The organism is Rhodoferax ferrireducens (assembly GCF_003347515.1).
GTDB lineage: Bacteria > Pseudomonadota > Gammaproteobacteria > Burkholderiales > Burkholderiaceae_C > Rhodoferax.
Genome location: NZ_QEII01000234.1, coordinates 92,920 through 119,077, shown reverse-complemented (window position 1 = coordinate 119,077; position 26,158 = coordinate 92,920). Strand labels below are relative to the sequence as shown.

General features: G+C 59.7%; 24 protein-coding genes. 18 read left to right on the top strand and 6 right to left on the bottom strand.

The features are described from left to right. Window positions 1-9: 9 nt before the first annotated feature. The 6 genes from C5P05_RS05340 to dnaB all read left to right on the top strand — a co-directional run bounded on the left by C5P05_RS05340 (window position 10) and on the right by dnaB (window position 5,463). The gene (locus tag C5P05_RS05340) at window positions 10-2,325 is read left to right on the top strand and encodes a VC_2705 family sodium/solute symporter (protein ID WP_114968848.1); all 2,316 of its coding nucleotides are present in this window, start codon (window positions 10-12) and stop codon (window positions 2,323-2,325) included. Between the two features lie 85 nt (window positions 2,326-2,410). Next, complete coding sequence (gene rpsF / locus C5P05_RS05335; protein ID WP_114968811.1) at window positions 2,411-2,776, top strand: 30S ribosomal protein S6; 366 nt, start codon at window positions 2,411-2,413, stop codon at window positions 2,774-2,776. A 23-nt stretch (window positions 2,777-2,799) separates the two neighbouring features. Next, complete coding sequence (priB, locus tag C5P05_RS05330; RefSeq protein WP_114968847.1) at window positions 2,800-3,099, top strand: primosomal replication protein N; 300 nt, start codon at window positions 2,800-2,802, stop codon at window positions 3,097-3,099. A 29-nt stretch (window positions 3,100-3,128) separates the two neighbouring features. Further along, complete coding sequence (rpsR, locus tag C5P05_RS05325; protein ID WP_011464487.1) at window positions 3,129-3,413, top strand: 30S ribosomal protein S18; 285 nt, start codon at window positions 3,129-3,131, stop codon at window positions 3,411-3,413. A gap of 11 nt (window positions 3,414-3,424) precedes the next feature. Further along, complete coding sequence (rplI, locus tag C5P05_RS05320; protein WP_114968810.1) at window positions 3,425-3,877, top strand: 50S ribosomal protein L9; 453 nt, start codon at window positions 3,425-3,427, stop codon at window positions 3,875-3,877. 179 nt (window positions 3,878-4,056) lie between these two features. After that, complete coding sequence (gene dnaB / locus C5P05_RS05315; protein WP_114968809.1) at window positions 4,057-5,463, top strand: replicative DNA helicase; 1,407 nt, start codon at window positions 4,057-4,059, stop codon at window positions 5,461-5,463. Window positions 5,464-5,591: 128 nt separating this feature from the next. Here the strand turns inward: dnaB and C5P05_RS05310 are convergent, their stop codons facing one another. From C5P05_RS05310 to C5P05_RS05300, 3 genes are all read right to left on the bottom strand, one after another. Beyond that, window positions 5,592-7,289, bottom strand: coding sequence for a PhoH family protein (locus C5P05_RS05310; RefSeq protein WP_114968808.1), 1,698 nt, complete (start codon window positions 7,287-7,289; stop codon window positions 5,592-5,594). Window positions 7,290-7,464: 175 nt separating this feature from the next. Continuing rightward, window positions 7,465-7,950 (bottom strand): peroxiredoxin, encoded by a 486-nt coding sequence (locus C5P05_RS05305; protein WP_114968807.1) that lies wholly within the window; start codon window positions 7,948-7,950, stop codon window positions 7,465-7,467. 132 nt (window positions 7,951-8,082) lie between these two features. Beyond that, a complete protein-coding gene (locus tag C5P05_RS05300; protein WP_114968806.1) occupies window positions 8,083-8,469 on the bottom strand; it encodes an Mth938-like domain-containing protein in 387 nt (128 codons plus the stop codon). Between the two features lie 109 nt (window positions 8,470-8,578). Here C5P05_RS05300 and C5P05_RS05295 point away from each other — a divergent pair, with 109 nt between their 5' ends. The 6 genes from C5P05_RS05295 (at window position 8,579) to C5P05_RS05270 (ending at window position 14,652) form a co-directional block, all read left to right on the top strand. Beyond that, window positions 8,579-9,805, top strand: a complete 1,227-nt coding sequence (locus C5P05_RS05295; RefSeq protein ID WP_114968805.1) for a pyridoxal phosphate-dependent aminotransferase — start codon at window positions 8,579-8,581, stop codon at window positions 9,803-9,805. Between the two features lie 72 nt (window positions 9,806-9,877). Continuing rightward, the gene (locus tag C5P05_RS05290) at window positions 9,878-11,200 is read left to right on the top strand and encodes a homoserine dehydrogenase (RefSeq protein WP_114968804.1); all 1,323 of its coding nucleotides are present in this window, start codon (window positions 9,878-9,880) and stop codon (window positions 11,198-11,200) included. After that, window positions 11,200-12,636, top strand: coding sequence for a threonine synthase (gene thrC, locus C5P05_RS05285; protein ID WP_114968803.1), 1,437 nt, complete (start codon window positions 11,200-11,202; stop codon window positions 12,634-12,636). Before C5P05_RS05290 ends, thrC begins: the two co-directional genes overlap by 1 nt. After that, complete coding sequence (gene mobB, locus C5P05_RS05280) at window positions 12,633-13,166, top strand: molybdopterin-guanine dinucleotide biosynthesis protein B (RefSeq protein WP_114968802.1); 534 nt, start codon at window positions 12,633-12,635, stop codon at window positions 13,164-13,166. The genes thrC and mobB overlap by 4 nt, the downstream gene beginning before the upstream one ends. After that, entirely contained in the window at window positions 13,163-14,404 is a 1,242-nt protein-coding gene (glp, locus tag C5P05_RS05275) for a gephyrin-like molybdotransferase Glp (RefSeq protein ID WP_114968801.1), read from the top strand. The genes mobB and glp overlap by 4 nt, the downstream gene beginning before the upstream one ends. After that, entirely contained in the window at window positions 14,401-14,652 is a 252-nt protein-coding gene (locus C5P05_RS05270; protein ID WP_114968800.1) for a MoaD/ThiS family protein, read from the top strand. Before glp ends, C5P05_RS05270 begins: the two co-directional genes overlap by 4 nt. Before the next feature lie 19 nt (window positions 14,653-14,671). Here the strand turns inward: C5P05_RS05270 and dapA are convergent, their stop codons facing one another. Then, on the bottom strand, window positions 14,672-15,553 hold the full coding sequence (dapA, locus tag C5P05_RS05265) for a 4-hydroxy-tetrahydrodipicolinate synthase (RefSeq protein WP_232834352.1): 882 nt from the start codon (window positions 15,551-15,553) through the stop codon (window positions 14,672-14,674). Between the two features lie 265 nt (window positions 15,554-15,818). On the opposite strand from dapA, the gene C5P05_RS05260 reads away from it, so the two are divergent. From C5P05_RS05260 to C5P05_RS05250, 3 genes are all read left to right on the top strand, one after another. Next, on the top strand, window positions 15,819-16,316 hold the full coding sequence (locus tag C5P05_RS05260; protein ID WP_114968798.1) for a molybdenum cofactor biosynthesis protein MoaE: 498 nt from the start codon (window positions 15,819-15,821) through the stop codon (window positions 16,314-16,316). Between the two features lie 115 nt (window positions 16,317-16,431). Continuing rightward, window positions 16,432-19,032, top strand: a complete 2,601-nt coding sequence (gene clpB, locus C5P05_RS05255; RefSeq protein ID WP_114968797.1) for an ATP-dependent chaperone ClpB — start codon at window positions 16,432-16,434, stop codon at window positions 19,030-19,032. An 80-nt stretch (window positions 19,033-19,112) separates the two neighbouring features. Beyond that, complete coding sequence (locus C5P05_RS05250) at window positions 19,113-19,550, top strand: universal stress protein (RefSeq protein WP_114968796.1); 438 nt, start codon at window positions 19,113-19,115, stop codon at window positions 19,548-19,550. Between the two features lie 41 nt (window positions 19,551-19,591). Here the strand turns inward: C5P05_RS05250 and hutH are convergent, their stop codons facing one another. Beyond that, window positions 19,592-21,142 carry a histidine ammonia-lyase gene (gene hutH, locus C5P05_RS05245; RefSeq protein ID WP_114968795.1) on the bottom strand — a complete coding sequence of 517 codons (1,551 nt, stop codon included), beginning with the start codon at window positions 21,140-21,142 and terminating at the stop codon, window positions 19,592-19,594. 137 nt (window positions 21,143-21,279) lie between these two features. On the opposite strand from hutH, the gene hutC reads away from it, so the two are divergent. Then, window positions 21,280-21,990, top strand: a complete 711-nt coding sequence (hutC, locus tag C5P05_RS05240; protein ID WP_114968794.1) for a histidine utilization repressor — start codon at window positions 21,280-21,282, stop codon at window positions 21,988-21,990. 80 nt (window positions 21,991-22,070) lie between these two features. On the opposite strand, the gene C5P05_RS05235 is transcribed toward hutC, so the two are convergent. Beyond that, complete coding sequence (locus tag C5P05_RS05235; protein ID WP_114968793.1) at window positions 22,071-22,877, bottom strand: AraC family transcriptional regulator; 807 nt, start codon at window positions 22,875-22,877, stop codon at window positions 22,071-22,073. A gap of 86 nt (window positions 22,878-22,963) precedes the next feature. Here C5P05_RS05235 and C5P05_RS05230 point away from each other — a divergent pair, with 86 nt between their 5' ends. Together C5P05_RS05230 and C5P05_RS05225 are read left to right on the top strand one after the other, a co-directional pair. After that, window positions 22,964-24,208: an MFS transporter gene (locus C5P05_RS05230; protein WP_114968792.1), complete on the top strand. Its 1,245-nt coding sequence runs from the start codon at window positions 22,964-22,966 to the stop codon at window positions 24,206-24,208. Window positions 24,209-24,266: 58 nt separating this feature from the next. Continuing rightward, a complete protein-coding gene (locus C5P05_RS05225) occupies window positions 24,267-25,988 on the top strand; it encodes a thiamine pyrophosphate-binding protein (RefSeq protein WP_114968791.1) in 1,722 nt (573 codons plus the stop codon). Window positions 25,989-26,158: the final 170 nt, after the last annotated feature.

Below are 26,158 nucleotides of genomic sequence, written 5' to 3'. Positions count from 1 at the left end.
GATGTGGAGATGTTGAATCCAGCGGCAGAGGCGGGCGAGTTCAAACCGATATCTGGTGGTTTCCGCTTGCACGGCTGGCTACTTCTGATTTGGTTTGCGGCGTCGTTCGGCGTCGTATTCTTCGCCCGTGATCTGCAGATGATTGTCGGCGGTTGGCCTTTGGGCTACTGGTTTGCTGCGCAGGGCAGCGTGTTCATTTTTATAGCCATCGTCGCTGTGTTCGCCTGGATTGCCAACAAGCGCGATGGCGAAAACTCTACAAACGACCTTGCGTACGCCGCCTACAAGCGTCGCCTGCATCGCAAATTTGCCACCTACGTCGTTTGCTTGCTGCTGTTCTTGCTGGCCTTGGCCCTGGCTGAGCAGTGGGGGCTGAAAAAGACCTGGGTTGGCGCCATTTTTCTGTTCGCCACGGTGGGTTTGTACGCTGTGATTGGTATCTATGGCCGCACTTCGGATGCGGCCGAGTACTACGTGGCCGGACGCAGCATTCCCGCAGTCTATAACGGCATGGCGACGGCCGCAGATTGGATGAGTGCCGCGTCGTTTATCAGCATGGCCGGTGGACTTTACCTGCAGGGCTTTTCCGGCACAGAGTCGCAACCTGGAGGGCTCGTTTATGTACTGGGTTGGACAGGGGGCTTTTGTCTGGTTGCGCTCCTGGTTGCGCCCTATTTGAGGAAGCTGGGCCTGTACACCATTCCCGATTATTTCGGCGCCCGTTTTGGCGGCCGCTGGCCGCGACTGATCGCAGCTTTTGCCGCCGTGCTGTGCTCCTTCACCTATGTTGTGGCGCAGATCTATGGCGTAGGACTGATTACCTCACGACTTACGGGAGTTCAGTTTGAAATTGGCATTCTTTTGGGGCTTGGTGGCGTTCTGGTTTGCTCATTTCTCGGGGGCATGCGAGCGGTGACCTGGACGCAGGTGACGCAGTATGTGGTTCTGATCTTGGCCTTCCTGATTCCGGTCTCATGGCTGGCCTACAAGCAGCTTGGCAATCCGTTGGCACCGTTTGTTTATGGTCAGCAATTGCAGAAAATTACTGAACTGGAGCAACAACTTGTCCATTCGCCAGCGGAGTTGCAGGTAATCAATGAATACGCCCGGCGCGCGCGAGACTATGAGATGAAGCTGCAAAACGTGGATGCGTCACTGGAGCGTGATCGCAATGCTTTGCGGGAAAGAGTTCGCTTGTTGAACGAGGGGCGGGCTGATGAATCGGTCATTGTTGCGGCGAGGCGCGAGTTGGCGGCACTACCCAAGGATGGCGTAACTGCTCGGGAGCGTTGGGCACGTGCTATGCAGGATAACCTGGATCGGGCCAAACCTTTGGGTGGCATGCCATTGCACGTTAAGCCTTTTGCCGGCGACCCGCAGGGGAGCCGGGATGAACAGCAGGCTTTCGATGTTTCCCGGCGGAATTTTTTGGCGCTGATGTTTTGCCTGATGGTGGGTACCGCCGGGTTGCCCCACCTCTTGACCCGCTTTTATACAACCCGTACCGTAGCAGAAGCTCGAACCTCCGTGGCCTGGTCTGTGTTTTTCATAGCCTTGCTGTATTTGTCCGCGCCGGCTTTGGCCGTACTGGTGAAATTCGAGGTCATGAGTCATCTGGTCGGCCAGAATTTTGACTCTTTGCCTGCGTGGATTGCGCAGTGGGCGAAAGTAGACCCAACGCTGATTATGGTCAGTGATGTCAATGGGGACCACATCCTCCAGTTTGCCGAACTCAAACTGGGTGCGGATATCGTGATGCTGGCAACACCTGAGCTAGGTGGATTGCCCTATGTTGTGTCGGGTCTTGTTGCTGCGGGTGGACTGGCTGCCGCGCTTTCCACAGCGGACGGCCTCCTGCTGACCATAGGAAACGCGTTGGCGCATGATCTTTTCTATCGCGGAGAAAGCGATCGGGCCGGTGCGGTGCGTAGCGTGATGTTGTCAAAGTTTGCGCTGCTGGTCGTTGCGCTAGCAGCCGCGTATGTGGCTGCTCAGCGGCCGGCCGACATCCTTTATCTTGTAGCAGCGTCATTTTCTCTGGCGGGGGCCGCGTTTGCGCCTGTGATGGTGCTGGGAATATTCTGGTCCAGGACGACACGAAAGGCCGCCGTATGCGGGATGATCTCGGGACTCGGATTGACGATTTACTACATGGCGGTGAATGCCGCCATCGTTAGATCCGCCATGGGTTTGAAGGGGCCGGGTCTGTGGTTTGCCATTCAACCAATTTCTGCCGGGGTATTTGGCGTTCTTGCGGGCGTTGTGGTCACCGTGCTTGTCAGCCTTTTGTCGCGTCCCCGATCATTGCCTTCACATGGCATATAATGTTGGGTTTCGCCTTGCCACACCTCAATTAGACGCTGAGGGTGGCTTTTTCTGCCTAAACCTGGGCCATCCACAAGGAGTATCAATGCGTCATTACGAAATCATTCTCATGATCCATCCGGATCAGAGCGAGCAAGTTCCCGCCATGCTGGAACGTTATAAAGGCATGATCACGGCCGGCGGCGGCAAAGTGCATCGTGTTGAAGATTGGGGCCGTCGCCAGTTGATCTATATGATCAATAAGCTTGCAAAAGCCCATTATCTTTGTGTCAACATCGAAGCCGATCAGGCCGTGATGTCTGAACTGGAACATGCGTTCAAATTCAATGATGCCGTTTTGCGTCACCTGACAGTTTTGAAGAAAAAGGCCGACACTGGTCCTTCTTCGATGATGAAGACTGTCGAACGCGAAGACGCCCGCAAGACCCAACAGGCTGAGTACCAGGCTTAACGACTTCTTTGTCGTCGAGGGGTGTGAATCACGTTGTCAACCAGCTTGTTCTGACTGCCTGTATTGTTGAGCTTGATGCTCTGCGATATACGCCAGCCGGATTGCCCGCACTGAACATGAGACTCGAGCACGAGTCGGACATGCAGGAAGCAGGGCAGACAAGACAGGTTAAGGCAACAATGAAAGCGGTGGCTTTTGGTGCAATGGCTGAACGGCTTGTCAAACAAGCCATAGGCAGTGCCTGGAAATTCAACGGTTTTCTGGCGACACCTCGCAACGGCAAACATGTCGTGTTTCATATTCAAGAATTTCAGCAAGATTAGCTAATTCGTAAAAATTTAAGGAGTCCATCATGGCCGGACCAAAACGTTTCAACAATAAAGACAAGCGCCCCAAGCGCCCAGCCCAGAACCTGCTGTTCAAGCGCAAGCGCTTTTGCCGCTTTACCGTGACTGGCGTCGAAGAGATCGATTACAAAGACATCGACACACTGCGTGATTTCATTGCTGAAAATGGCAAAATCATTCCCGCGCGCCTGACTGGTACCCGTGCCATTTTCCAGCGCCAGCTCAACACCGCTATCAAGCGCGCGCGTTTCCTCGCGATGCTGCCGTACAGCGACCAGCACAAGATCTAAGGATTACGACCATGCAAATCATTCTGCTCGACAAGGTCGTGAACCTTGGCAATCTCGGCGAAATCGTTCGTGTTAAAGATGGCTACGCCCGCAACTTCCTGATTCCTTCTGGCCGCGCCCGTCGCGCCACGGAGTCGGCAAAACTGCAATTCGAAGCCAAGCGCGCTGAATTGGAAAAGGCCGCTGCCGTCAAGTTGGCTGAATGCCAAGCCTTGGGTGAAAAACTGGCTGGCACGACCTGCAAGCTGACCCAAAAGGCCGGTGTGGACGGTCGCCTGTTTGGTTCCGTGACCAACGCCGACATCGCTGAAGAGCTGACCAAGAACGGCTTCAAGGTGTCCAAGGCGCAAATTCGCATGCCCAATGGTCCGATCAAGATTGTTAGCGACAGTACAGTCGGCGTGGCATTGCACACCGATGTGGTTGTTGATATCACAGTCTCGGTCTACGGCGAAACAGCTTAAACCGCTGAGACCCATTCAGAAGCCGCCGGGGTGCAAATCCTGGCGGCTTTTGCATTTTGGGGGTGGTTTGTCCCGGAATTTCCACAGTTTGTGCACAGCTTATAAAAGGCTTATGCCCAGCATTTCACTCGACGCCAGACAAGCGGTGGCGTAGCATCAAAAGCCCAAAGGAAAACTGCATGTCTGCTGTACTCACTGCCGTCGGTGACGACTACGGTCAAGATCGACAAGTAGCGCAATTGCGCATACCACCGCATTCCATCGAGGCCGAGTCCAGCGTGTTGGGCGGCCTGTTATTGGACAACGGCGCGTGGGACCGTGTCGGTGACTTGTTAGTCGATGGTGACTTCTACCGCTACGAGCACCGGATGGTTTATGGGGCTATTGGCGCTTTGATCAATGGCTCCAAACCGGCTGACGTCATCACGGTATTTGAGCAATTGCAAAATCATGGTAAGGCAGAAGAAATTGGCGGGCTGGCTTACCTCAATTCTCTAGCGCAGTATGTGCCCAGCGCCAGCAATATTCGGCGTTATGCCGAAATCGTTCGTGAGCGTTCAATTCTGCGCAAGCTGGTAACTGCCAGTGACGAAATTTCCACCAATGCGTTCAACCCCAAAGGCCGTCCCGTGGCCGCCATTTTGGATGAGGCTGAGCAAAAGATCTTCAACATCGGGGAAGAAGGTGCTCGCACAAAACAAGGCTTCCAGTCCATGGATACGCTGGTGGTTGATCTGCTTGACCGGGTGCAGGAGATGGCGGACAACCCGAATGATGTGACCGGTGTGCCGACTGGCTTTTATGACCTGGACCGGATGACGGCCGGTTTTCAGGCCGGCGACCTGATCGTACTCGCGGCCCGGCCCTCGATGGGTAAAACAGCGCTGGCCATCAATATTGCTGAGCATGTAGCACTGAACGAAGGGCTACCGGTTGCCGTGTTTTCGATGGAAATGGGCGCCGCGCAGCTCGCGGTACGGATTGTGGGCTCGATCGGCCGCATTGACCAAGGCCATTTGCGTACCGGTAAATTGTCCGATGAAGAATGGCCGCGTTTGACCGAAGCGATTGAGAAATTGCGCACGATTTCCCTGCATATCGATGAATCTGCAGGTTTGACCTCCAGCGAACTCCGTGCCAACGCTCGCCGCTTGTCGCGCCAGTGCGGCAAGTTGGGCTTGATTGTGGTTGACTATTTGCAACTCATGAGTGGTTCATCCAGTGACGGGGAGAACCGTGCGACCGAATTGGGTGAAATATCGCGCGGACTGAAGATGTTGGCCAGGGAGCTACAGTGCCCCGTGATTGCGCTCTCTCAGCTCAACCGAAGCGTGGAGCAGCGCCCAGACAAGCGCCCCATGATGAGTGACTTGCGGGAGTCGGGTGCGATTGAGCAGGATGCGGACATCATTATGTTCATCTACCGCGATGAGTACTACACCAAGGATGCCTGCAAGGAGCCAGGCGTCGCGGAGGTCATTATTGCCAAACAGCGGAATGGCCCGACAGGTGTGGTGAAGCTTGCTTTCCTGAATAAGATTACCAAGTTTGAGTCCTTGGCGTCAGGTGGAAGCGGTGACTATTAAGCCAATTTGGCCGCTAGCCCTCGAATAGATTGCCTGAGTAGCTATAAAGTTTGTAGCTATTTTTTCTTCATCTCGCCCGCACGCCTCTTTTGAACGAAAGAGGCGTGCAATAAAGAGAGGATGAAAAACTACAAAACTTCACTCGCAAAATCCGCCAACCGTGAACGTTCACCTCGCGCCAGGGTAATGTGCCCGCCGTGCGGCCAGCCTTTGAATTTGTCCACCGCAAAGGTCAAGCCGGAAGAGCCTTCCGTCAGGTATGGCGTGTCAATCTGCGCCAGGTTACCCATGCAAATGATTTTGGTGCCGGGGCCCGCGCGGGTAATCAGCGTCTTCATCTGCTTGGGTGTCAGATTCTGCGCTTCATCGATGATGACGTACTTGTTCAGAAAGGTGCGTCCCCGCATGAAGTTCATGCTCTTGATCTTGATGCGACTGCGAATAAGTTCACTGGTCGCGGCGCGGCCCCATTCGCCGGCGCTGGTGTCGGTCTTGCCCAAGACTTCGAGGTTGTCATCCAGCGCGCCCATCCAGGGGCCCATCTTTTCCTCTTCCGTGCCGGGCAGAAAGCCGATGTCCTCGCCAACGCTTACGGTGGCGCGCGTCACGATGATTTCGGTATAGCGCCGATCGTCCAGGACCTGAGTCAGGCCGGAGGCCAGTGCCATCAGCGTTTTACCGGTGCCCGCCGTGCCCGTCAAAGTGACAAAGTCAATTTCTGGATCCATCAGCAGGTTCATGGCAAAGTTTTGCTCACGGTTTCGCGTGGTGATGCCCCAAACCGAGTTCTTCAGGTGGGTGAAATCCTTCAGTGTTTTGAACACGGCGGTTTTGCCACGAATTTCCGTCACACGGGCATACAGGCTGGGCTCACCGGGGGACTCGAAATAGACAAACTGGTTGATCAGCAGGTTGGGGACGATGGGGCCGGTGATGCGGTAAAAAGTATGTGCCCCTTGCTGCCAGCTTTCCACCGTTTTTCCGTGTGTCGTCCAAAAATTCCCGGGCAAGGCAATGGCGCCCGAATACAGCAAGTCGCCATCTTCCAGGGTCTTGTCGTTCTGGTAATCGTCGGTGGCCAGACCCAAGGCACGCGATTTGACCCGCATGTTGATGTCTTTGGACACCAGTACCACTTCACGCGGGGCATGTTGCTGGCGCAGTGCCTCCACGACGCCCAGAATCTGGTTGTCGGCCTTGCCTTGGGGCAGGCTGGCGGGCAAGGTGTAGTTCAGGAGCTGCGTCTGGAAGAACAACTTGCCGCCCGCTTCCCGGTGGCCCGTGGTGCTCAGAGGCAAACCGGTGGTGATGTCTGCGTCCTGATGGCCGGCCAAGGCGTCCAGCGTGCGGCTGGTTTGTCGTGCGTTGCGGGCAACCTCGGTCATGCCTTTTTTGTGGGCATCCAGTTCTTCCAGAACAATCATGGGAAGAAAGATGTCATGTTCCTCGAAGCGGAAAAGGCACATGGGGTCGTGCAGCAACACGTTGGTGTCCAGCACAAACAGTTTGCTCGGACCATTGTGCTTTGTCTTTTTGCCGCTGACTTCGGCTACGACTTTGATTTCGGGGCGAAGTTTGCGCGCTGATGTGTCCGATCGGGGCGTCTTTGCGCGGCTTTCAGGCGCGCTCTTTTCCATGAAGGCGACGGCTTGTCCGGCAACATCAGTGCGCAGGGGCAGTTCCCGCGCCTGGGGTTTTTCTGAAACAGGGCGCTCAGCCAGCAAGGATTCAGTCTTGCGGGCTTTAGGCTGTGTCCTTGCCGGCACATCGTAGTCTTGCTCGGACAGCAACGCAGCGCGTTTGGCGGGGGCGGTTGGCAATGGCATAGGGATGTTTGCTCGCTAAAAGTGGATTGAATTCAGGCTTTAAAAGCAAAAAAGCCGCCTTGAGGCCAAGGCGGCTTTTTCGGGGAGCACGGTTGCGATTTTCAACGGCATGCGTCCATTATGCATAAACTTTGCATGCGTCAAGGCACGCATTGCGGACACCCGCTATTTATCGTCAAACGAGTGCGGCTGTCTTGTTGAGTGCCTTAACGGCTTTCAGCACGTCGTCCACATGACCGGGCACCTTGAGACCGCGCCATTCTTCCTTGACGAGGCCGTCAGCACCGATCAGGAACGTGCTGCGTTCAATGCCTTTGACCTTTTTGCCGTACATGATCTTGTTCTTGACGACGCCGAACATGTGACACATTTTTTCTTCGGTATCGGCGATCAACTCAAACGGGAGTTCCAGTTTGGCTTTGAACTCGTCGTGGGATTTCATGTTGTCGCGCGACACACCAAACACGGTGGCGCCAGCCTTCACAAAGTCTTTGTATTTGTCCCGGAACTGCATGGCCTCTGTGGTACAGCCAGGGGTGTTGTCCTTCGGATAAAAGTACAAAATAACGACTTTTCCGAGGTGGGACGTGTTGGATACTCTGATGCCACCAGTGGCATTTGATTCAAATTCAGGGATGGGTTTATTGACAACAATCGCCATAGTTCTTAAATCTCGTGTGACAGGATGCGTCGTCGCTCAAGTCGTGGGCACTATCCTGTGACAGCGCTCCGGCGCCCCCGACTGCAACCTGCTATTTTACCCCGAAAACACCCGCGACCCTTCGGGCGCTGCTCAGTGTTCTTCCAAGGTGGGTTCAAGCAGCAGTGCAACGGCAACTACGCGTCCTTCACCCGCCAGAATGTTGTAGGTTCGACAGGCTGCCTGAGTGTCCATGGTCTCAATGCCGGTTTGTTTGTCAATCAGGGGCTTGATCCAGGCGCCTTGGGGGAAGCGGATGCGGTCGCCGCTGCCAAATATGACCAGTTCGGTGTTTAGGGCCGCCAATTGGGCAAAGTGTTCGGCGGTCAATTCGTCGAAGCTGTTGCAGGGCCAATTGAAGCGTTCGCCGCGGGATCCGATGACCACGCTGGTGGTAATTTTTTCGCTTCCAATACCAATCCAGCCGGGACCGTAACCGCTGATGGATTGCACACTGATGCTGTCGGGCTGGAACTTCATATCGTAAGAGCTTGAGTCTGGATGTTGCAGTGCACGAATAACGGGATGCTGCGTTGAAATGTGGTCAAATTATAGGTTTCGCCTTACGTCACCCACGTCCGGAGGGACTTTGAAGACCATTCGCAAATCAGCCAAACTGGCCAACGTCTGCTACGACATTCGCGGCCCCATCATGGATGCTGCCCGTCAGATGGAGGAAGAGGGTCACAAGATCATCAAGCTCAACATCGGCAATCTGGCCGTGTTCGGTTTTGATGCGCCCGAGGAAATCCAGCAGGACATGATCCGTAACCTGCCCAATTCTGCCGGTTACTCCGACAGCAAGGGCATTTTTGCGGCGCGCAAGGCGGTCATGCACTACACCCAGCAGCAGGGCATCAAGGGCGTAACGCTGGACGATATTTACCTGGGCAACGGCGCCAGCGAGTTGATCGTGATGGCAACGAATGCACTGCTCGACAACGGCGACGAGTTGCTGTTGCCGTCGCCCGACTACCCGCTGTGGACGGCGGCAGCCAGTCTGTCGGGCGGCACACCGGTGCACTATCTGTGCGACGAAGCCAACGGCTGGATGCCCGACCTCAACGATATTCGCGCCAAAATCACGCCACGGACCAAGGGCATTGTGGTGATCAACCCCAACAACCCGACCGGTGCGCTGTATTCCGATGAACTGCTCAAGGCCATCGTACTGATTGCGCGTGAGCATGGCCTGGTCATCTTTGCCGACGAGGTGTACGACAAGGTCCTGTACGACGACGCGAGCCACACGGCCATTGGCAGTCTCTCTGACGATGTGCTGACCCTCACCTTCAATTCACTGTCAAAAAGCTACCGCTCCTGCGGCTACCGCTCGGGCTGGATGGTGGTGTCGGGCGACAAGAAACCGGCCAAGGATTACATCGAGGGGCTGAACATGCTCTCGAACATGCGGCTGTGTGCCAATGTGCCCGGCCAGTGGGCGATCCAGACCGCTCTGGGGGGCTATCAGAGCATCAATGACCTGGTGGGCGAGGGCGGCCGCCTTCGCCGTCAGCGCGACCTGGCTTACGAGTTGATCACGGCGATTCCGGGGGTAACCTGCGTCAAGCCGACGGCGGCGCTGTATATGTTTCCCCGTCTGGACCCGACGCTGTACCCGATTGTTGATGACCAGCAGTTCTTTCTGGAGCTGCTTCAGGAAACCCGCGTGATGCTGGTGCAGGGCACCGGCTTCAACTGGGCGGCACCCGACCATTTCCGCATTGTATTTTTGCCGCATGAGGATGATTTGCGCGAGGCCATTGGCCGCGTCGCCAAGTTTCTTGAAATCTACCGCAAGCGGCATAGCAACTAATTTGCTATATATTTAATAGCTACTTGCGCATATTGCACGAGGGCTAGAGGCCAATTTAACCAATAAAACTTTATGAAACCGATTCAAGTAGGCCTGCTGGGCATGGGTGTTGTGGGCTCGGGCACGTTCAACGTGTTGCGTCGCAACCAGGAAGAAATCAAGCGTCGTGCTGGCCGCGGCATCGAGATCACCATGGTGGCCGATCTCGACGTGGCGCGGGCGAAAAGCCTGGCCGGTGACGGTGTCAAGGTGGTGAATGACGCGCGTGCCGTGATTGCCAACCCCGACATTGACATCGTGATCGAGCTGATTGGCGGCTATGGCATTGCCAAAACCCTGGTGCTCGAAGCCATTGCCGCGGGCAAGCATGTGGTAACGGCCAACAAGGCCTTGCTGGCCGTGCACGGTACCGAGATTTTCGCGGCAGCATCAGCCAAAGGCGTGATGGTAGCGTTTGAAGCCGCCGTGGCCGGTGGCATCCCGATCATCAAGGCATTGCGTGAAGGCCTGACCGCCAACAGCATCCAGTGGATTGCCGGCATCATCAACGGCACCACCAATTTCATCCTGTCCGAAATGCGCGACAAGGGTCTTGATTTCGCCGTGGTGCTCAAGCAGGCGCAGGCGCTGGGCTACGCCGAAGCCGACCCGACCTTTGACATCGAAGGCGTGGACGCCGCGCACAAGGCCACCATCATGTCGGCCATTGCGTTCGGCATTCCGGTGCAGTTCGATAAGGCCTACGTCGAGGGCATCACGAAACTCGGCGCCGCCGACATCAAATACGCCGAACAACTGGGCTACCGCATCAAGCTGCTGGGCATCACCAAGCGCACGCCGGCCGGCATCGAGTTGCGCGTGCACCCCAGCCTGGTGCCGACCAAGCGCCTGATCGCGAATGTCGAAGGCGCCATGAACGCGGTCATGGTGCAGGGCGATGCAGTCGGCACCACGCTGTATTACGGCAAGGGCGCGGGCTCCGAGCCGACGGCCAGCGCTGTCATCGCCGATTTGGTGGACATCACGCGCCTGCACACGGCCGATCCGCTCAATCGCGTGCCGCATCTGGCGTTCCAGCCCAATGCCATGAGCGATTTGCCCATCCTGCCGATGAGCGAGGTGGTGACCAGTTATTACCTGCGTTTGCGCATCGCCGACGAGACCGGCGTACTGGCCAAAGTGACCGGCATTTTGGCCGAGGCGGGCATCAGCATCGACGCGGTGCTGCAACGCGAAGCCGACGAAGTGGGCGGCGAGGGCGCCACGTTCACCGACCTGATCATTCTCACGCACGACTGCGTGGAGGCCAAAATGAACGCCGCGCTGGCGCAAATGCAGGCCCTGCCGACCGTGCTGGAGCCCATTACGCGCATACGCAAGGAAGAGTTGGCCTGATGAAATACCTTTCCACCCGCGCTGCCACCGACTCGACCGAGCGCAAACGTTTTTGCGAAATCCTGCTGGAGGGCCTGGCACCGGATGGCGGTCTGTATTTGCCGGAGTCCTACCCCCAGGTCAGCGATGCCACTCTGACGCGCTGGCGCACCGTCTACCACGAGCAGGGCTATGCCGAACTGGCGTTCGAAGTCCTGTCGCTGTTCATCGACGATATTCCGGCCGACGACCTGCGTGCCTTGTGCGAGAAAACCTATACCGCCGCCGTGTTTGGCACCGGCGAAATCGTGCCGCTGCGGCACCTGGAAAACGGTCTCTGGCTTGAAGCCCTGTCCAACGGCCCGACGCTGGCCTTCAAGGACATGGCCATGCAGTTGCTGGGCAACCTGTTCGAGTACGAGCTGGCGCGGCGCGGCGAGGAGCTCAACATCTTGGGCGCGACCAGCGGTGACACGGGTAGCGCGGCCGAGTACGCCATGCGTGGCAAAAAGGGCGTGCGCGTCTTCATGACCAGCCCGTATGGCCGCATGAGCCCGTTCCAGCAGGCCCAGATGTTCAGCCTGATGGACGAGAACATCCACAACATTGCGGTGGATGGGGTTTTCGACGACTGCCAGGACATGGTCAAAGCCGTATCCAACGACCTGGCGTTCAAGCGCAAGTACAAAATTGGCACCGTCAATTCCATCAACTGGGCGCGCTTGATGGCGCAGGTGGTGTATTACTTTGCCGGCTACTTCCAAGCCACCAAAACAAACGCCGAGCAGGTCAGCTTTGCCGTGCCTTCCGGCAATTTTGGCAACGTCTGTGCCGGCCATGTGGCGCGCATGATGGGCCTGCCGATTGACAACTTGGTGGTGGCCACCAACGAGAACGACGTGCTGGACGAGTTTTTCCGCACCGGCGTGTACCGTGTGCGCGGCAGTGCCGATACCCATGAAACTTCCAGCCCGTCGATGGACATTTCCAAGGCCTCCAACTTCGAACGCTTTGTGTTCGATCTGCTGGGCCGGGACGGTGCGCGGGTGAAAGCGCTGTTTGACGATGCACTGGCGCAAGACGGGCGTTTTGATCTGGGTGCCGATCCGGCGTTCGGTCAAGCCGCCACGCGCTATGGTTTTGAAAGCGGCAAGAGCACCCACGCCGATCGTTTGGCCACCATCAAGGCGACTTTCGAGCGCTTTGGCATGATGATAGACACGCACACCGCCGACGCCGTCAAGGTGGCGCGTCAGCACTTGCAGCCGGGCGTGCCGATGATTGTGCTGGAAACCGCCTTGCCCATCAAGTTTGCCGCCACCATTGTGGAAGCACTTGGGCGTGAGCCGGACCGTCCGGCGAAATTTGAAGGCATCGAAGCCCTGCCCAAGCGCGTGACCCGCATGGCGGCCGATGCCGATGCGGTAAAAAACTACATCGCGCAGCATTGCCCATGAAGGTCGTTGGTTTTGCGGGGTATTCCGGCTCCGGCAAGACCACGCTGGTGGAGCGTCTGATCCCGGCCTTGCGCCTCAAGGGTCTGCGTGTGTCGGTCGTCAAACACGCCCATCACCGCTTTGACATCGATCACGTTGGCAAAGACACCTACCGGCACCGTGAGGCGGGTGCATTTGAAGTGGTGGTGGCGTCGGATAAGCGGCTGGCGCTGATGCGCGAGTTTGAGCAACCGGTGCAGCTCTCGGTGCACCAGTTGATTGCCGAGCTATATGAGGGCGTCGACTGGGTGCTGGTGGAAGGCTTCAAGGACTCTGATTTGCTCAAGATCGAGGTCTGGCGAGCACACGCTAACAAGCCCGCTCGTTATATGGATGATGATTTCATCGTGGCCATTGCCACGGATTCACCCACGCAGCTGCCCCAGGCCACGCAGCGGCCCGTGCTGGACCTCAATGATGCCGAGGCGGTCGCGGACTGGTTGACGGCGAATGCGGCCCGTTTTGACTATCGCCAGGAGACTTTTGCATGAATGCGCCACGCCCACCGCTGAAATCACTGGATGATGCCCTCGCTGAATTGCTGGGGTTTGCTGCGGTTTTGGCCGACGTCGAGTCGGTCTCGACCTTTGATGCCGATGGCCGGGTGCTGGCGCAAGACGTGATGTCGGCCCTGCACGTGCCGCCGCAGGACAACAGCGCCATGGATGGCTACGCCGTACGTTGCGCGGATGTTTTGCAGGCGCAGACACAAACCCAAGGGGTTCTGTCGGTCACGCAACGCATTGCCGCCGGCTCTTCTGGCGATGCCCTGGCGCCCATGAGCGCGGCCCGGATATTTACCGGCGCGCCGATTCCTTCGGGAGCCGATGCGGTGGTGATGCAGGAAGACTGCGACGTTTTGGAGGGCGGCGCGGTACGCATCAAGGCCGTGCCCGCGCCGGGCCAGTGGATTCGCCGCGCCGGCGAAGACGTGACGCTAGGCGCCACAGTGCTCTCAAAAGGAGATCGGCTTACGCCCGCTGCATTGGGGCTGGCGGCCAGTATTGGCATGAACCTCCTGCCCGTGGCGCGGCGGCCGCGGGTGGCTTTGTTCTCGACCGGTGACGAGCTGGTGATGCCGGGCGAGGTGGCGCCGGGGCAGATGAAGCCCGGCTCGATATACAACTCCAACCGCTTCTTCTTGAGGGCGCTCTTGCTACGCCTGGGTTGCGAGGTGAGCGACCTGGGCATCGTGCCGGACCGGCTGGACGCCACCGTGGCCGCACTGCAAGGCGCGGCGGAGCAGCACGACCTGATTTTGACCAGTGGCGGTGTTTCGGTCGGTGAAGAAGACCACATCAAACCCGCCGTGCAGTCGCTGGGCTCGCTGGATCTGTGGCAAATCGCCATCAAGCCTGGCAAGCCCTTTGCCTACGGCCGGGTGCAGGACGCCCACTTCATCGGGCTGCCGGGCAACCCGGTGTCGAGCTTTGTCACCTTCTTGCTGCTGGTGCGCCCGTTTTTGCTGAAGTTGCAGGGGGTTACTGTGGTTACTCCTGAATCGATAGCTATGACCGCCCATTTCACGTGGGCTAGAGCCGATAAACGTCGGGAATTCCTGCGCGTGCGGCGCAATGCGGCGGGTGGGCTGGATCTGTTCGCCAACCAAAGTGCCGGCGTCCTGACCTCGGCCGTTTGGGGCGATGGCCTGGTGGACAACCCAAGCGGCCAGACCATCCAGCAGGGCGACGTGGTTCGGTTTATTCCGTTTACGGAGGTGCTGGGATGAAGGTCACAGTCAAGTATTTCGCCTCCATCCGCGAGGCCGTGGGCGTGTCCAGCGAATCGATTGACACCACGGCATCCTCTCTCGCCGCGCTGCGGGACGAGTTGATTGCGTTGGGCGGCCAACATGCCGAGAGCCTGGCGCGCGGCCGGGTCGTGCGCATGGCGCTTAACCAGGTGATGAGCGAGGAATCCGCCGCGTTGGTGGACGGGGCAGAGGTCGCCTTTTTCCCGCCGGTAACGGGTGGGTGAATCCGGTCTCAGTCCCGTTTCATTCGAATGCTGAAATTGCGTCGCTCAGTTGAATGAGACCTTGCGCATGGGCCGATGTGGCGGGCGTCATGGGCGCGCGCAGTTCATTTTCAATTAGGCCCTGGTGCGCCAGTAACGCTTTGAGCGGCCCGGGATTGGGTTCGCCGAACAGCGACTCAATCAAAGGCAGTAACGGCCGCCAGTGGGTTCTGGCCTGCACCAGTTCGTTTTGACCGAACCTCTGCAGCACGCGCACAAAGCGCTCGGTGTGCACATGCGCAGCGGCGGAAATGGCCCCGCTGCCCCCCAGCGCCACGGTATTGAAGATCTGTGCGTCCTCTCCCGCCAGCACCTGCAACTGGCCGTCGGCAATCAGGGCCTGTGTTTTGCCCGCATCACCGCCACAGTCTTTCACGGCCCGGATGTTCGGGTGGCGACTCAGCGCCTGAAAAGTGCCGCGTTCGATGGATACGCCCGTGCGGTACGGAATGTCGTACACGATCAGCGGGTGCGGGCTGGCATCGGCAATCGCATTGAACCAATGCAGCACGCCGCTCTGCGCCGGGCGAATATAGTGGGGCGCAGGCACCAGCAAGCCCGTCAGGGAACGGGTCGCGAGCGTTTTCACCCAAGCCAGCGTTTGAGGCAGGTGATAGCCTGACACGCCCATCACGATCGGCAGGTTAGAGGCCGCTTGCACCACCGTATCGAGCACCGCGAGCTGCTCCGTTTCGTCCAGCGCCGCAGCCTCGCCAGTCGAGCCGCAGACCACGAATCCTGCAATGCCGGTCGAACGCAAATGGTGGACTAGCCTGGTCAGCGCCGGGTGGTCCACTGCACCATTGGAAAAGGGGGTGATCAGGGGAATCCACAGCCCTGAAAAATTGGCAGAAGTTTGCACGTATCTTTCCTTGTCAGAAACTTGACCGATGAATGACCATCGTCGGATATGCGCGGGATACCAAAATGGGAGTGTCTGGCAGTTCCATCGCTCATCCGAGGACGGAACCGCGGCTCCGATCAGATGAGCTTTGGTTTTTTTGATTTGCTGGCGCGCGCGGCAACCCGTAGCTCACCGGCAGGTGAGGCAGAAGGCGTGTTGAACGGGCCAGAAAACATGGTTGTATCTTAGCATCGGCACGCTCAGACGGTGCCACAATGCCGGCATGGACCATCCTCAAGTTCCCGCTTCCCGGGTCTGCATTCAGGCCGCAGATTTCGATGTCAGTAGCGAAATCAAGGCCTTGCGAGCTAATGATCCGCGCGTCGGGGCTGTCTGCAGTTTCGTCGGCACCGTGCGTGACCGAACGGCGGGAACCCCGGGCAGCATCAGCAGCATGGAGCTGGAGCACTACCCCGGCATGACTGAAAAAGCCATTGAAGCCATGATTGACGAGGCGCACCAGCGCTTTGACATCTTGGGCGCCCGCGTCATTCACCGCATCGGCCTGCTGCAACCGCTGGACCAGATCGTGCTGGTGGTCGTGACCTCGGCCCACCGGGGCGAGAGCTTCCAGGCCTGCGAGTTCTTGATGGACTACCTCAAGACCCAGGCCCCGTTCTGGAAAAAAGAGCAGACGCCGGAGGGTGCGCGCTGGGTCGATGCACGGGTCACGGATGACGCGGCCTTGGCCAAATGGGGCATTGAGTCGCGCAACATTTGAGGCTGGGGCAGGGCGCGCAGAGCGCTTAGCTTGATTTATGTCAGCAGACCCGCCGGGTCAAACCCTTGAAAATCATGAATCAGCATCAAGCTGCGATGGAATTCAAAGGAGTGCTATGCGAATCGAAAAACTCACCACCAAGTTTCAGGAAGCCTTGAGCGAGGCCCAGACGCTGGCGCTGGGCAGCGACCACGCCTATATCGAACCTGCCCACGTCCTGGTCGCCATGCTGCGCCAGGAGGACGGCCCCAAGGCCTTGTTGCAGCGCGCCGGAGTGAACGTGCCGGGCTTGCTGGCGGCGGCCGAGACGGCCATGAAGCGCTTGCCCCAGGTGCAGGGCCACGAGCAGGTGCAGGTGGGCCGCGACATGGTCTCGCTGTTGCAGGCGGCCGAGAAGGAGGCCCTCAAGCGCGGTGACCAGTTCGTGGCCGGTGAGCTGTTCCTGCTGGCGCTGACCGACAGCAAGCAGGACATCGGGCGAGTCGTCAGAGAGAACGGCCTGACCCGCAAGTCGCTGGAGTCCGCCATTGACGCCGTGCGCGGCGGCCAGAATGTGGACAGCGCCGATGCTGAAGACCAGCGCGAATCGCTCAAGAAATACTGCGTCGATCTGACTGAGCGCGCCCGCATGGGCAAGCTGGACCCGGTGATTGGGCGCGACGACGAAATCCGCCGTGCCATCCAGGTGCTGCAGCGCCGCACCAAAAACAATCCCGTCCTGATTGGCGAGCCGGGTGTCGGCAAGACCGCGATTGTGGAGGGCCTGGCGCAGCGCATCGTGGCTGGCGAGGTGCCGGATTCGCTCAAGGGCAAGCGCGTGTTGTCGTTGGACATGGCCTCGCTGCTGGCCGGTGCCAAGTTCCGCGGCGAGTTTGAAGAGCGCCTGAAAAACGTGCTCAAAGACCTGGCCAAGGACGAAGGCCAGACCATTGTCTTCATTGACGAACTGCACACCATGGTCGGTGCCGGCAAGGCCGAAGGGGCGATGGACGCCGGCAATATGCTCAAGCCCGCGCTGGCGCGCGGCGAACTGCACTGCGTGGGTGCCACCACGCTGGACGAGTACCGCAAGTACATCGAAAAAGACGCCGCGCTGGAACGCCGTTTCCAGAAAATCCTGGTGGGCGAGCCCTCGGTGGAAGACACCATTGCCATCCTGCGCGGCCTGAAAGAACGCTACGAGTTGCACCACGGCGTGGTCATCACGGACCCGGCTATCGTGGCCGCGGCCGAGCTCAGCCACCGCTACATCACCGACCGATTCCTGCCCGACAAGGCGATTGACCTGATCGACGAGGCCGCCTCCAAGATCAAGATCGAGATCGACTCCAAGCCCGAAGTCATGGACCGGCTGGACCGCCGCCTCATCCAGTTGCAGATCGAGCGCGAAGCCGTGAAGAAGGAAAAGGACGAGGCGTCGAAAAAACGCTTTGAGTTGATTAACGAAGAAATCGGCAAGCTGCAAAAGGAAATTGCAGATCTTGACGAAGTCTGGAAAGCCGAGAAAGCCAGTGCCCAAGGCAGCGCGCAAGTACGTGAGGAAATTGAAAAGCTCAAGTTCCAGATTGAGGAGTTCACCCGCAAGGGCGACTTCAACAAGGTCGCTGAGTTGCAGTACGGCAGGTTGCCCGAACTGGAAAAACGCCTGCAGGAAGTGCAGGCGAAGGAAGCCACCCGAGGTGCAGATGCAGCCCCGCGCCTGTTGCGCACCCAGGTTGGTGCCGAGGAAATCGCCGAGGTGGTGAGCCGTGCCACGGGCATTCCGGTTTCCAAAATGATGCAGGGCGAGCGTGAAAAACTGCTGCAAATGGAAGTCAAGCTGCACCAGCGCGTGGTCGGGCAGGACGAAGCCATCACGGCGGTCGCCAACGCCATTCGCCGCTCGCGTGCCGGTTTGTCGGACCCGAACCGACCCACCGGCTCCTTCCTGTTCCTCGGCCCCACGGGGGTGGGCAAGACCGAGCTGTGCAAGGCTTTGGCTGGTTTCCTGTTTGATTCGGAAGACCATCTGGTGCGCATCGACATGAGCGAGTTCATGGAGAAGCATTCGGTGGCGCGCCTGATCGGGGCACCTCCGGGCTATGTGGGCTACGAGGAGGGCGGTTATCTGACCGAAGCCGTGCGCCGCAAGCCTTACAGCGTGCTGCTGCTCGACGAGGTGGAAAAAGCCCACCCCGATGTGTTTAACGTGCTGTTGCAGGTGCTCGACGATGGCCGCCTGACCGATGGCCAGGGCCGCACCGTGGACTTCAAGAACACGGTGATCGTGATGACCAGCAACATTGGTTCGCACATGATTCAGGCCATGGTCGGCCAGGACCCTGAGGACATCAAGGACGCGGTGACGGCGGAACTGAAGAACCACTTCCGGCCCGAATTTTTGAACCGCATCGACGAGACCGTGGTGTTCCACGCGCTGGACGCAACACACATTGCCAAGATTGCCGGAATCCAGATTCAGGTGCTGCAGGCGCGCCTGGCCAAGATGGACCTGACGCTGGAAGTGTCACCTGCGGCGCTGGCCGAACTGGCCAAGGTCGGTTTCGACCCGGTGTTCGGCGCGCGTCCCTTGAAGCGTGCGATTCAGCAACGTATAGAAAACCCGCTGTCCAAGCTGCTGCTGGAAGGCAAGTTTCTGCCCAAGGATGTGATCCCGGTGGAGGTGGACCCGATCCGATCCCCGGGGCAGTTCAGCTTTGAGCGCGTGGCCCATTGAGCGCCTGTTGCATTCTGTCGGCGTAAGGTTATTCTCGGGCTGTCCCGTAGAACCATTGGTTTTCATAAAGGAGGTGCGCCATGTACAAGCGGATTGTGTTGGCTTATGACGGCTCCGCGCCGGGGCAGCAGGCTTTGCTTGATTGCCATGACATCGCGCAGTGGAGTCAATCCGAGTTGTTTCTTGTTGCGGTGATGCCGTCGCCCGTGAGCGCTGTTGGGCTTGAGGGTTACGTCTACGATCCAAAAATGGACGAACGCACGAAAGCCACCTACCAGTCCACTCTGGACACGGGTGTGAGTCGGCTTGCCGCGTCCGGTCTGACGGTGCACGGCGAAGTGCTGGTCGGAGATGCGGTGGATGAAATTGCCCGCTATGCCAGCCGCATCAACGCGGACTTGATCGTCGTCGGCCACAAGCATCTGGAGGGCTGGGCCGCGCGCTGGTGGCGGGGATCGATTTCGAAGTCCCTGATAGAGCATTCACCCTGCAGCGTGCTGGTCGTCATCACACCCTGAAGGGGGGCGCGGGCGGGTGAAAACCCAAACGCTTGGTTCGCTCAGGTCGGAATCCAGAGCGTGGGCAGACCGGGTAGCGTGCGGAAAATGCGCGACAACGCGCCGTTGCGCACCAGCGTCGTGGCGTGTTCGATATCCGGCGCCAGGAATCGGTCGTGATCCATCGCCGGTATCTGTTGACGCAAAAGCGCATGCGCCTGCTCCAGGGCGACCGAGCTCTGCAGCGGGCGCAAAAACTCGATGCCCTGGGCCGCCGCCAGCAACTCAATTCCTAGAATGTTGGCGGTATTGCTGATCATGGCCTGCAGGCGCCGCGCCGCAAACGTGGCCATCGACACATGGTCTTCCTGGTTGGCGCTGGTGGGCAGGCTGTCCACGCTGGCCGGGTGCGCCAGCGACTTGTTTTCCGACGCCAGTGCCGCGGCCGTGACATGGGCGATCATGAAACCGCTATTGAGGCCCGCATCGCTTGTGAGGAACGGCGGCAGGCGCGACACGCCGCTGTCAATCAGCATGGCGATACGACGTTCGGCAATGGCGCCGACTTCGGCAATCGCCAGGGCCATGCCATCGGCGGCCAGCGCCACCGGCTCGGCGTGAAAGTTGCCACCAGAGATCATGGCGCCGTCTTCGGTGAAAACCAGCGGGTTGTCGGTCACCGCATTGGCCTCGCGCAGCAGCACCAGCGCACCGTGACGCAGCTGATCCAGGCAGGCACCCACCACCTGCGGCTGGCAACGCAAGCTGTACGGGTCTTGCACCCGGTCATCGCCGTCGAGGTGGGAATTGCGGATGGCGCTGCCCTTCAGCAGCGCGCGGTAATACTGGGCCACATCCATCTGTCCCGGCTGGCCACGCAATTCATGAATGCGGGGATCAAACGGCCCATCGCTGCCGCGTGCGGCGTCCACAGTGAGCGCGCCAATCACCAGGGCGGATTCCAACACCGGCTCAAAACTGAGCAGGGCATGCAGCGCCAGGGCGGTAGACGTCTGCGTGCCGTTGATCAAGGCCAGTCCTTCCTTGGCGCCCAGCGCGAGCGCTTCGATGCCGGCCTGCTTCAAGGCGGCACCAGCGGGTACGCGCTTGCCATCTTGCAGCATCTCGCCTTCGCCAATCAGGGCCAGCGTCATGTGCGCCAGCGGCGCCAAGTCGCCGGAGGCGCCGACCGAGCCTTGTGACGGCACGTAGGGCACCAGCCCGGCGTTGTGCACGGCCAGCAAGGTATCGACGACGACCTCGCGCACGCCCGAATAACCGCGCGCCAGGCTGGCGGCCTTAAGGGCCAGCATCAACCGCACGACTTCAGGCGCCAGCGGCTCGCCCACGCCCACGCTGTGGGAGCGGATCAGGTTGAGCTGCAGCGTGTCCAGTTGGGCTTTGCTGATGCGCTGGTTGGCCAGCTTGCCAAAGCCGGTGTTGACGCCGTAGACCGGGGCGTCGCCGTCGGCGGCGCGCTGCACCACTTTCTGGCTGGCACGAATGAGCTCGCGGCTGGAGGCAGGCAAGGTCAACTGCCGGACACCCGCGTGGATGGATTGCAGTTGCTCAAGCGTCAGTTGGCCGGGTTGAATGAGTAAGGTGGGCAGCATGTTATCGAGCTTTCATGGGTGCAGGCTTCGGCGATCCTGGGTGAAACGGGTTGACGGTTAAGGGTTTGTGCGGATAGTTTAGTTGTCTATACAACTTCTAGAATAGCGGGAAAACCCTGATCCACCCGGTGCCTGCTATGCCCCCTACCCAACTGCCTGCCTACGAGCAGGTCAAAGCCTTCGTCAAAGCCCAGATCAACTGCGGCGCCTGGCGTCCGGGCGATGCCGTGCCCAGCGAGGCGGCCTTGCAACAGCAGTTTGGCGTCAGCCGCATGACGGTGAATCGCGCGGTGAAGGAGTTGGCGGTGGAAGGCCTGGTCACCCGGGTGCAGGGCTCCGGCACGGTGGTGGCCCAGTTGCACCGCATCTCAAACACGCTGGCCTTGCGCGACATTCACGAAGAGGTTCTTGAGCGCGGCCATGCGCATACCGCCCGGGTCGTCTTGCTGGAGTCCTTGCGCGCGAATGCGGCGATGGCGCGGACGCTCCAACTGCGAACCGGGGCGAAAGTGTTTCACTCGGTGCTCGTCCACTGCGAGGACGGCGTACCAATTCAGTTCGAAGACCGCCATGTCAACCCGGCCGCGGCGCCGCATTACCTGAGCGCTGATTTTCAGAGCACAACGCCGACCCGCTACCTGCTGGAGCACGCGCCGCTGACCGAGGCCAGCTATTCGATTGAGGCCAGTTTGCCAAGTCTGCACGAGGCCAAATGCCTGGCCGTCAAGCGCAGCGAGCCGTGTCTGGTGATGACGCGGCGCACGGTCAGCGGTGTTCACGTCGCCAGTCTGGCCCGCCTGGTCTACCCCGGCGTGCGTTACAGCTTCAACGGCAAGTTTCAGCTATGAGCTGGCGCGAGTTTCAGGCGCAAGCCGTCGCGTTCCTCATACTCCTAAAATAATAGCTGTCTACGCAATGGATACGGGGGCTAGAGCACATTTTTGTTCTGAAAATGGCTGGGCGAGTGCCCCATGGCCGACTTGAACATGGCCGAGAAGGCGCTGTCGCTGGCATAACCGCTGGCTGCCGCCACTTGGCTAATGGGGGTGCCGCGCGCCAGCATGGGCAGGGCGTGCGCCAGGATGGCCTGCTGGCGCCATTGCTGAAAGCTGGTCGCCAGACCGGTGCGAAACAGGCGTGCCACCGTGCGTTCACTGGCGCCGATGTCCACGGCCCACTCGGACAAGGTGGCGCGCTTGCCCGGGTCGCGCAGCACGGCTTCGCACAGGGTGCGCAGGCGCTTGTCGCGCGGCAAGGGCACGCCCAGTGCCTGGGTGTCGGCGTGGGTGATCTCGAAAAGGGTCAGCGTGATCAGCGCGTCGTCGCGGGCACTTGGCTGCGAGGCTTCGAGTGCGTGAATCAGTTCCCGCAGCAGATTGGAGACGACCAAAACCCGACAGCCGCGCCAGCCTTCGGGCGTGGCCGTGGGGTCCAGGTAGACCGTGCGCAGTTCAGTCGCTTCCAGCACCGTCACGGCGTGCCGGGCACCGGGCGGAATCCACACGGCGCGGGATGGGGGCAGGATAAAGGTGGTTTCCGTGTCGCCGTCAGCGACCGTCACCTGAATCAGCCCGCTGGCGCAATAGGCTACTTGCGCCCAGGGGTGGTGATGCGGCTCAAAGTGGGCGTCCACCACCAGCGGCCGGGCCCGGCTGCGCACCGGTCGGCGCGGCGTGGGCGCGACCGGGTCGGTGTTTTCGATGACCTGGGGTTTGAGAGCGGTAGTGCGTTTCACGCGGAATCCCTTGGCTTGGCAGATATTCGACGATTATTGTCTATTTGTCGTATTTCAGCAGCGCCAGCTGAATTTACCATTCAGCCATGACCAGCACCACACTTCATTCGCCCCTTCCCGTGCCGCTCAGGCAGGACGCCACCATCATCGGCCTGGTGGGCCTGGCCCACGCCAGCTCGCACTTTGCCCACCTCTTGCTGCCGCTAATGTTTCCGGTGTTCATGAAAGAGTTCGGCCTGAACTACTCCGAGCTGGGCCTGCTGATGACCACGTTTTTCGTGGTGTCGGGGCTGGGCCAGGCGTCGGCCGGTTTTGTGGTCGACCGGCTGGGCGCACGACCGCTGCTGTTCGCGGCGCTGGGCATCTTTGTGGTGGCGTGCGGCGCGGCGTCGATGGTCGCGGGTTACACCGGCTTGTTGTTGGTGGCGGCGCTGGCCGGTCTGGGCAACGCCACGTTTCATCCGGTTGACTTCACGATTCTGAACCAGCGGGTCTCGGGCCCGCGGCTGGGTTATGCCTTCAGCGCCCACGGCTTGACGGGCAACCTCGGCTGGGCGGCAGCGCCCTTGTTTTTTGCCACCATCAGCAGCCTGTACAGCTGGCGCACGGCTTATCTGGCGGCTGCGGCCATGTACGTGGGCATTTGGGTGCTGCTGTTTCTGCAGCGCGACAAACTGAGCACCCAGGTGGTGGTGCGCCATGCGGATGCCCCGGCGGAACACGACATGGCCTTCATGAAGCTGCCGGTGGTGTGGTGGTGCTTTGGTTTCTTCTTGTTATCCACCATGACGTTGGCGGTGGTGCAGAGTTTTTCCGTCTCCATTCTCAAGGCCATGCATGGCGTGAGTTTTGAGGCTGCTACCTTGACGCTGACGGCCTACATGCTGTGCGGCGCCGTGGGCATGTTTGCCGGCGGCTTTATCGCGGCCCGCACCGCCAACAGCGACCGCGTGGTCGCTATTTCCATGGCCGTGGCGGCGGTCTTGCTGGCGCTGTGCGGCACCGGTCTGTTCGGCGCGCTGGGCACCATGGTGGTGCTGGCGAGCACCGGCTTTGCGGTGGGCATCGGCGGGCCCTCGCGCGACATGATGATCAAGAAGGCGACGCCCAAGGGCGCCACCGGTCGGGTCTATGGCATGGTGTACTCCGGATTGGATGTGGGTTTTGCCATTTCTCCGATTCTGTTTGGTGCCTTCATGGACCGGGGCTGGTATGGCGCCACCTTGTTCGGCGCCGCGGCGGTGTTGCTGCTCAGCGTGGTGGCGGCGCTGGGGGTCGGCCGGCGTACCGCCGGAGGGCCAAGGCAGGCGCCTCAAGGCCACCGAGCGTAAATTCAACCCGGCGCAGGCGCTGGGTCCGATTGGTTTTGATTCACAACACGGTTAAAAAATGACGACAAAAATTGCTGGCCATCTTCTGGTTGAATGCCTGGTGGCCCAGGGCGTTACCCATGCGTTTGGTGTCCCCGGTGAGAGTTACCTGGCGGTGCTGGATGGCTTTCACCTGCATCAGGACAGGATCAGTTTCGTCATCAATCGTCAGGAAGGCGGCGCGGCCTTCATGGCCGAGGCGCATGGCAAGCTCACCGGGCGACCTGGCGTGTGTTTCGTGACGCGCGGGCCGGGCGCCACCAATGCGTCGATTGGTGTGCATACCGCGTTTCAGGACTCGACACCGATGGTGCTGTTTGTCGGCGACGTGGCCAGTGACACGCGCGACCGCGAGGCGTTTCAGGAGGTCGACTACCTGAGCTTTTTCGGCCCCAGCACCAAAGGCTTTGCGAAACGGGTGGAGCGCATTGACGATGCCCGGCGCATTCCCGAATACGTGGCGCGCGCTTTCGCCACGGCCATGAACGGCCGCCCCGGCCCGGTGGTGCTGGTGCTGCCGGAAGACATGCTGACGCAGGCCGTGACGGCGCATCCGACCACGGGCGTCGTGCCGCAGGCACTGGCACGACTGGAACCGGTGGAGGCCTGGAGTGACCCTGGCTCCTTGCGCACCCTGCGTGAGATGCTATTGAAAGCAGAGCGCCCCTTTGTCATTGCCGGCGGTGGCGGCTGGACGGTGCAGGCGGCACAAGCCCTGCAGCGCTTCGCTGAAAACTGGAAATTGCCGGTCGGCAACGCCTTCCGCTTTCAGGACACGTTTGACAATTTCCATTCGCTGTACGCGGGTGACGTGGGCATCGGCATCAACCCCAAACTGGCTCAGCGCATCAGGAATAGTGACCTGATTCTTGCCATCGGTCCGCGCTTGGGCGAGATGACCAGCGGCGGCTACACCCTGCTGGAAGTGCCCAAGCCCAAGCAAAAACTGGTGCACATCCACGCCAGCGCGGAAGAACTGAATCGCGTGTACCAGGCCGACCTGGCCATCAACGCGAGCATGAACGCCGCCGCCCGCTCGCTGGAAGTGCTGACCGCCCCGGTGACGCTGGCGTGGGAAGCCTGGGCGCAGGACTGCCACTCCGATTACCTGGCCAACCTGGAGCCGCAGACCTTGCCCGGCGATATCGACATGCCGGCGATTGTGGCGACGCTGCAAAAGCATCTGCCCGTGGACGCGGTATTGACCAATGGGGCCGGCAACTTTGCCAGCTGGGTCCACCGTTTTTACCGCCACCACGGACTGGCCAAGGGCTTCAAGACGCAACTCGCGCCGACCAATGGCGCCATGGGCTACGGTGTGCCGGCCGGCATTGCCGCCGCCATTGCGACCGGACGCCTGGCGTTCACCATCGCCGGCGATGGCGACTTTTTGATGAACGGGCAGGAGCTGGCAACGGCTGCGCAATATGGCGCCAAGACCATCATCGTGCTGCTGAACAACAGCATGTTCGGCACCATCCGCATGCACCAGGAGCGCGAGTACCCGCAACACGTGGCCGGGACCCAGCTCAGGAACCCCGATTTTGCGGCGCTGGCGCGCGCCTATGGCTATGCAGGGGTTCGGATCACGCAAACCGCCGAGTTCGAGCCAGCTCTGCTGGCCGCCCTGGCGCGCGCGGAAGGGACGCTGATCGAGGTCACGCTGGACCCCGAAGTCATCAGCACCCGTGGCACTTTGTCGGCCATCACGCAAGCCGCGCAGGCGAAACAAAGCGCCTGATATTTGCTATTAAAAACAGAGCTACTTGCGCACTGACGACGAGGGCTGGAGCCTGATTTGTGGCTATGTCTGCATTAACTGTTGAAATTCAATTCGCCAGAGGGAAGGAGCAAATCGGTTCTACAGGGAAGCGAAGTGTTTCAACAGCTAATTCATACATAGCCTGATTT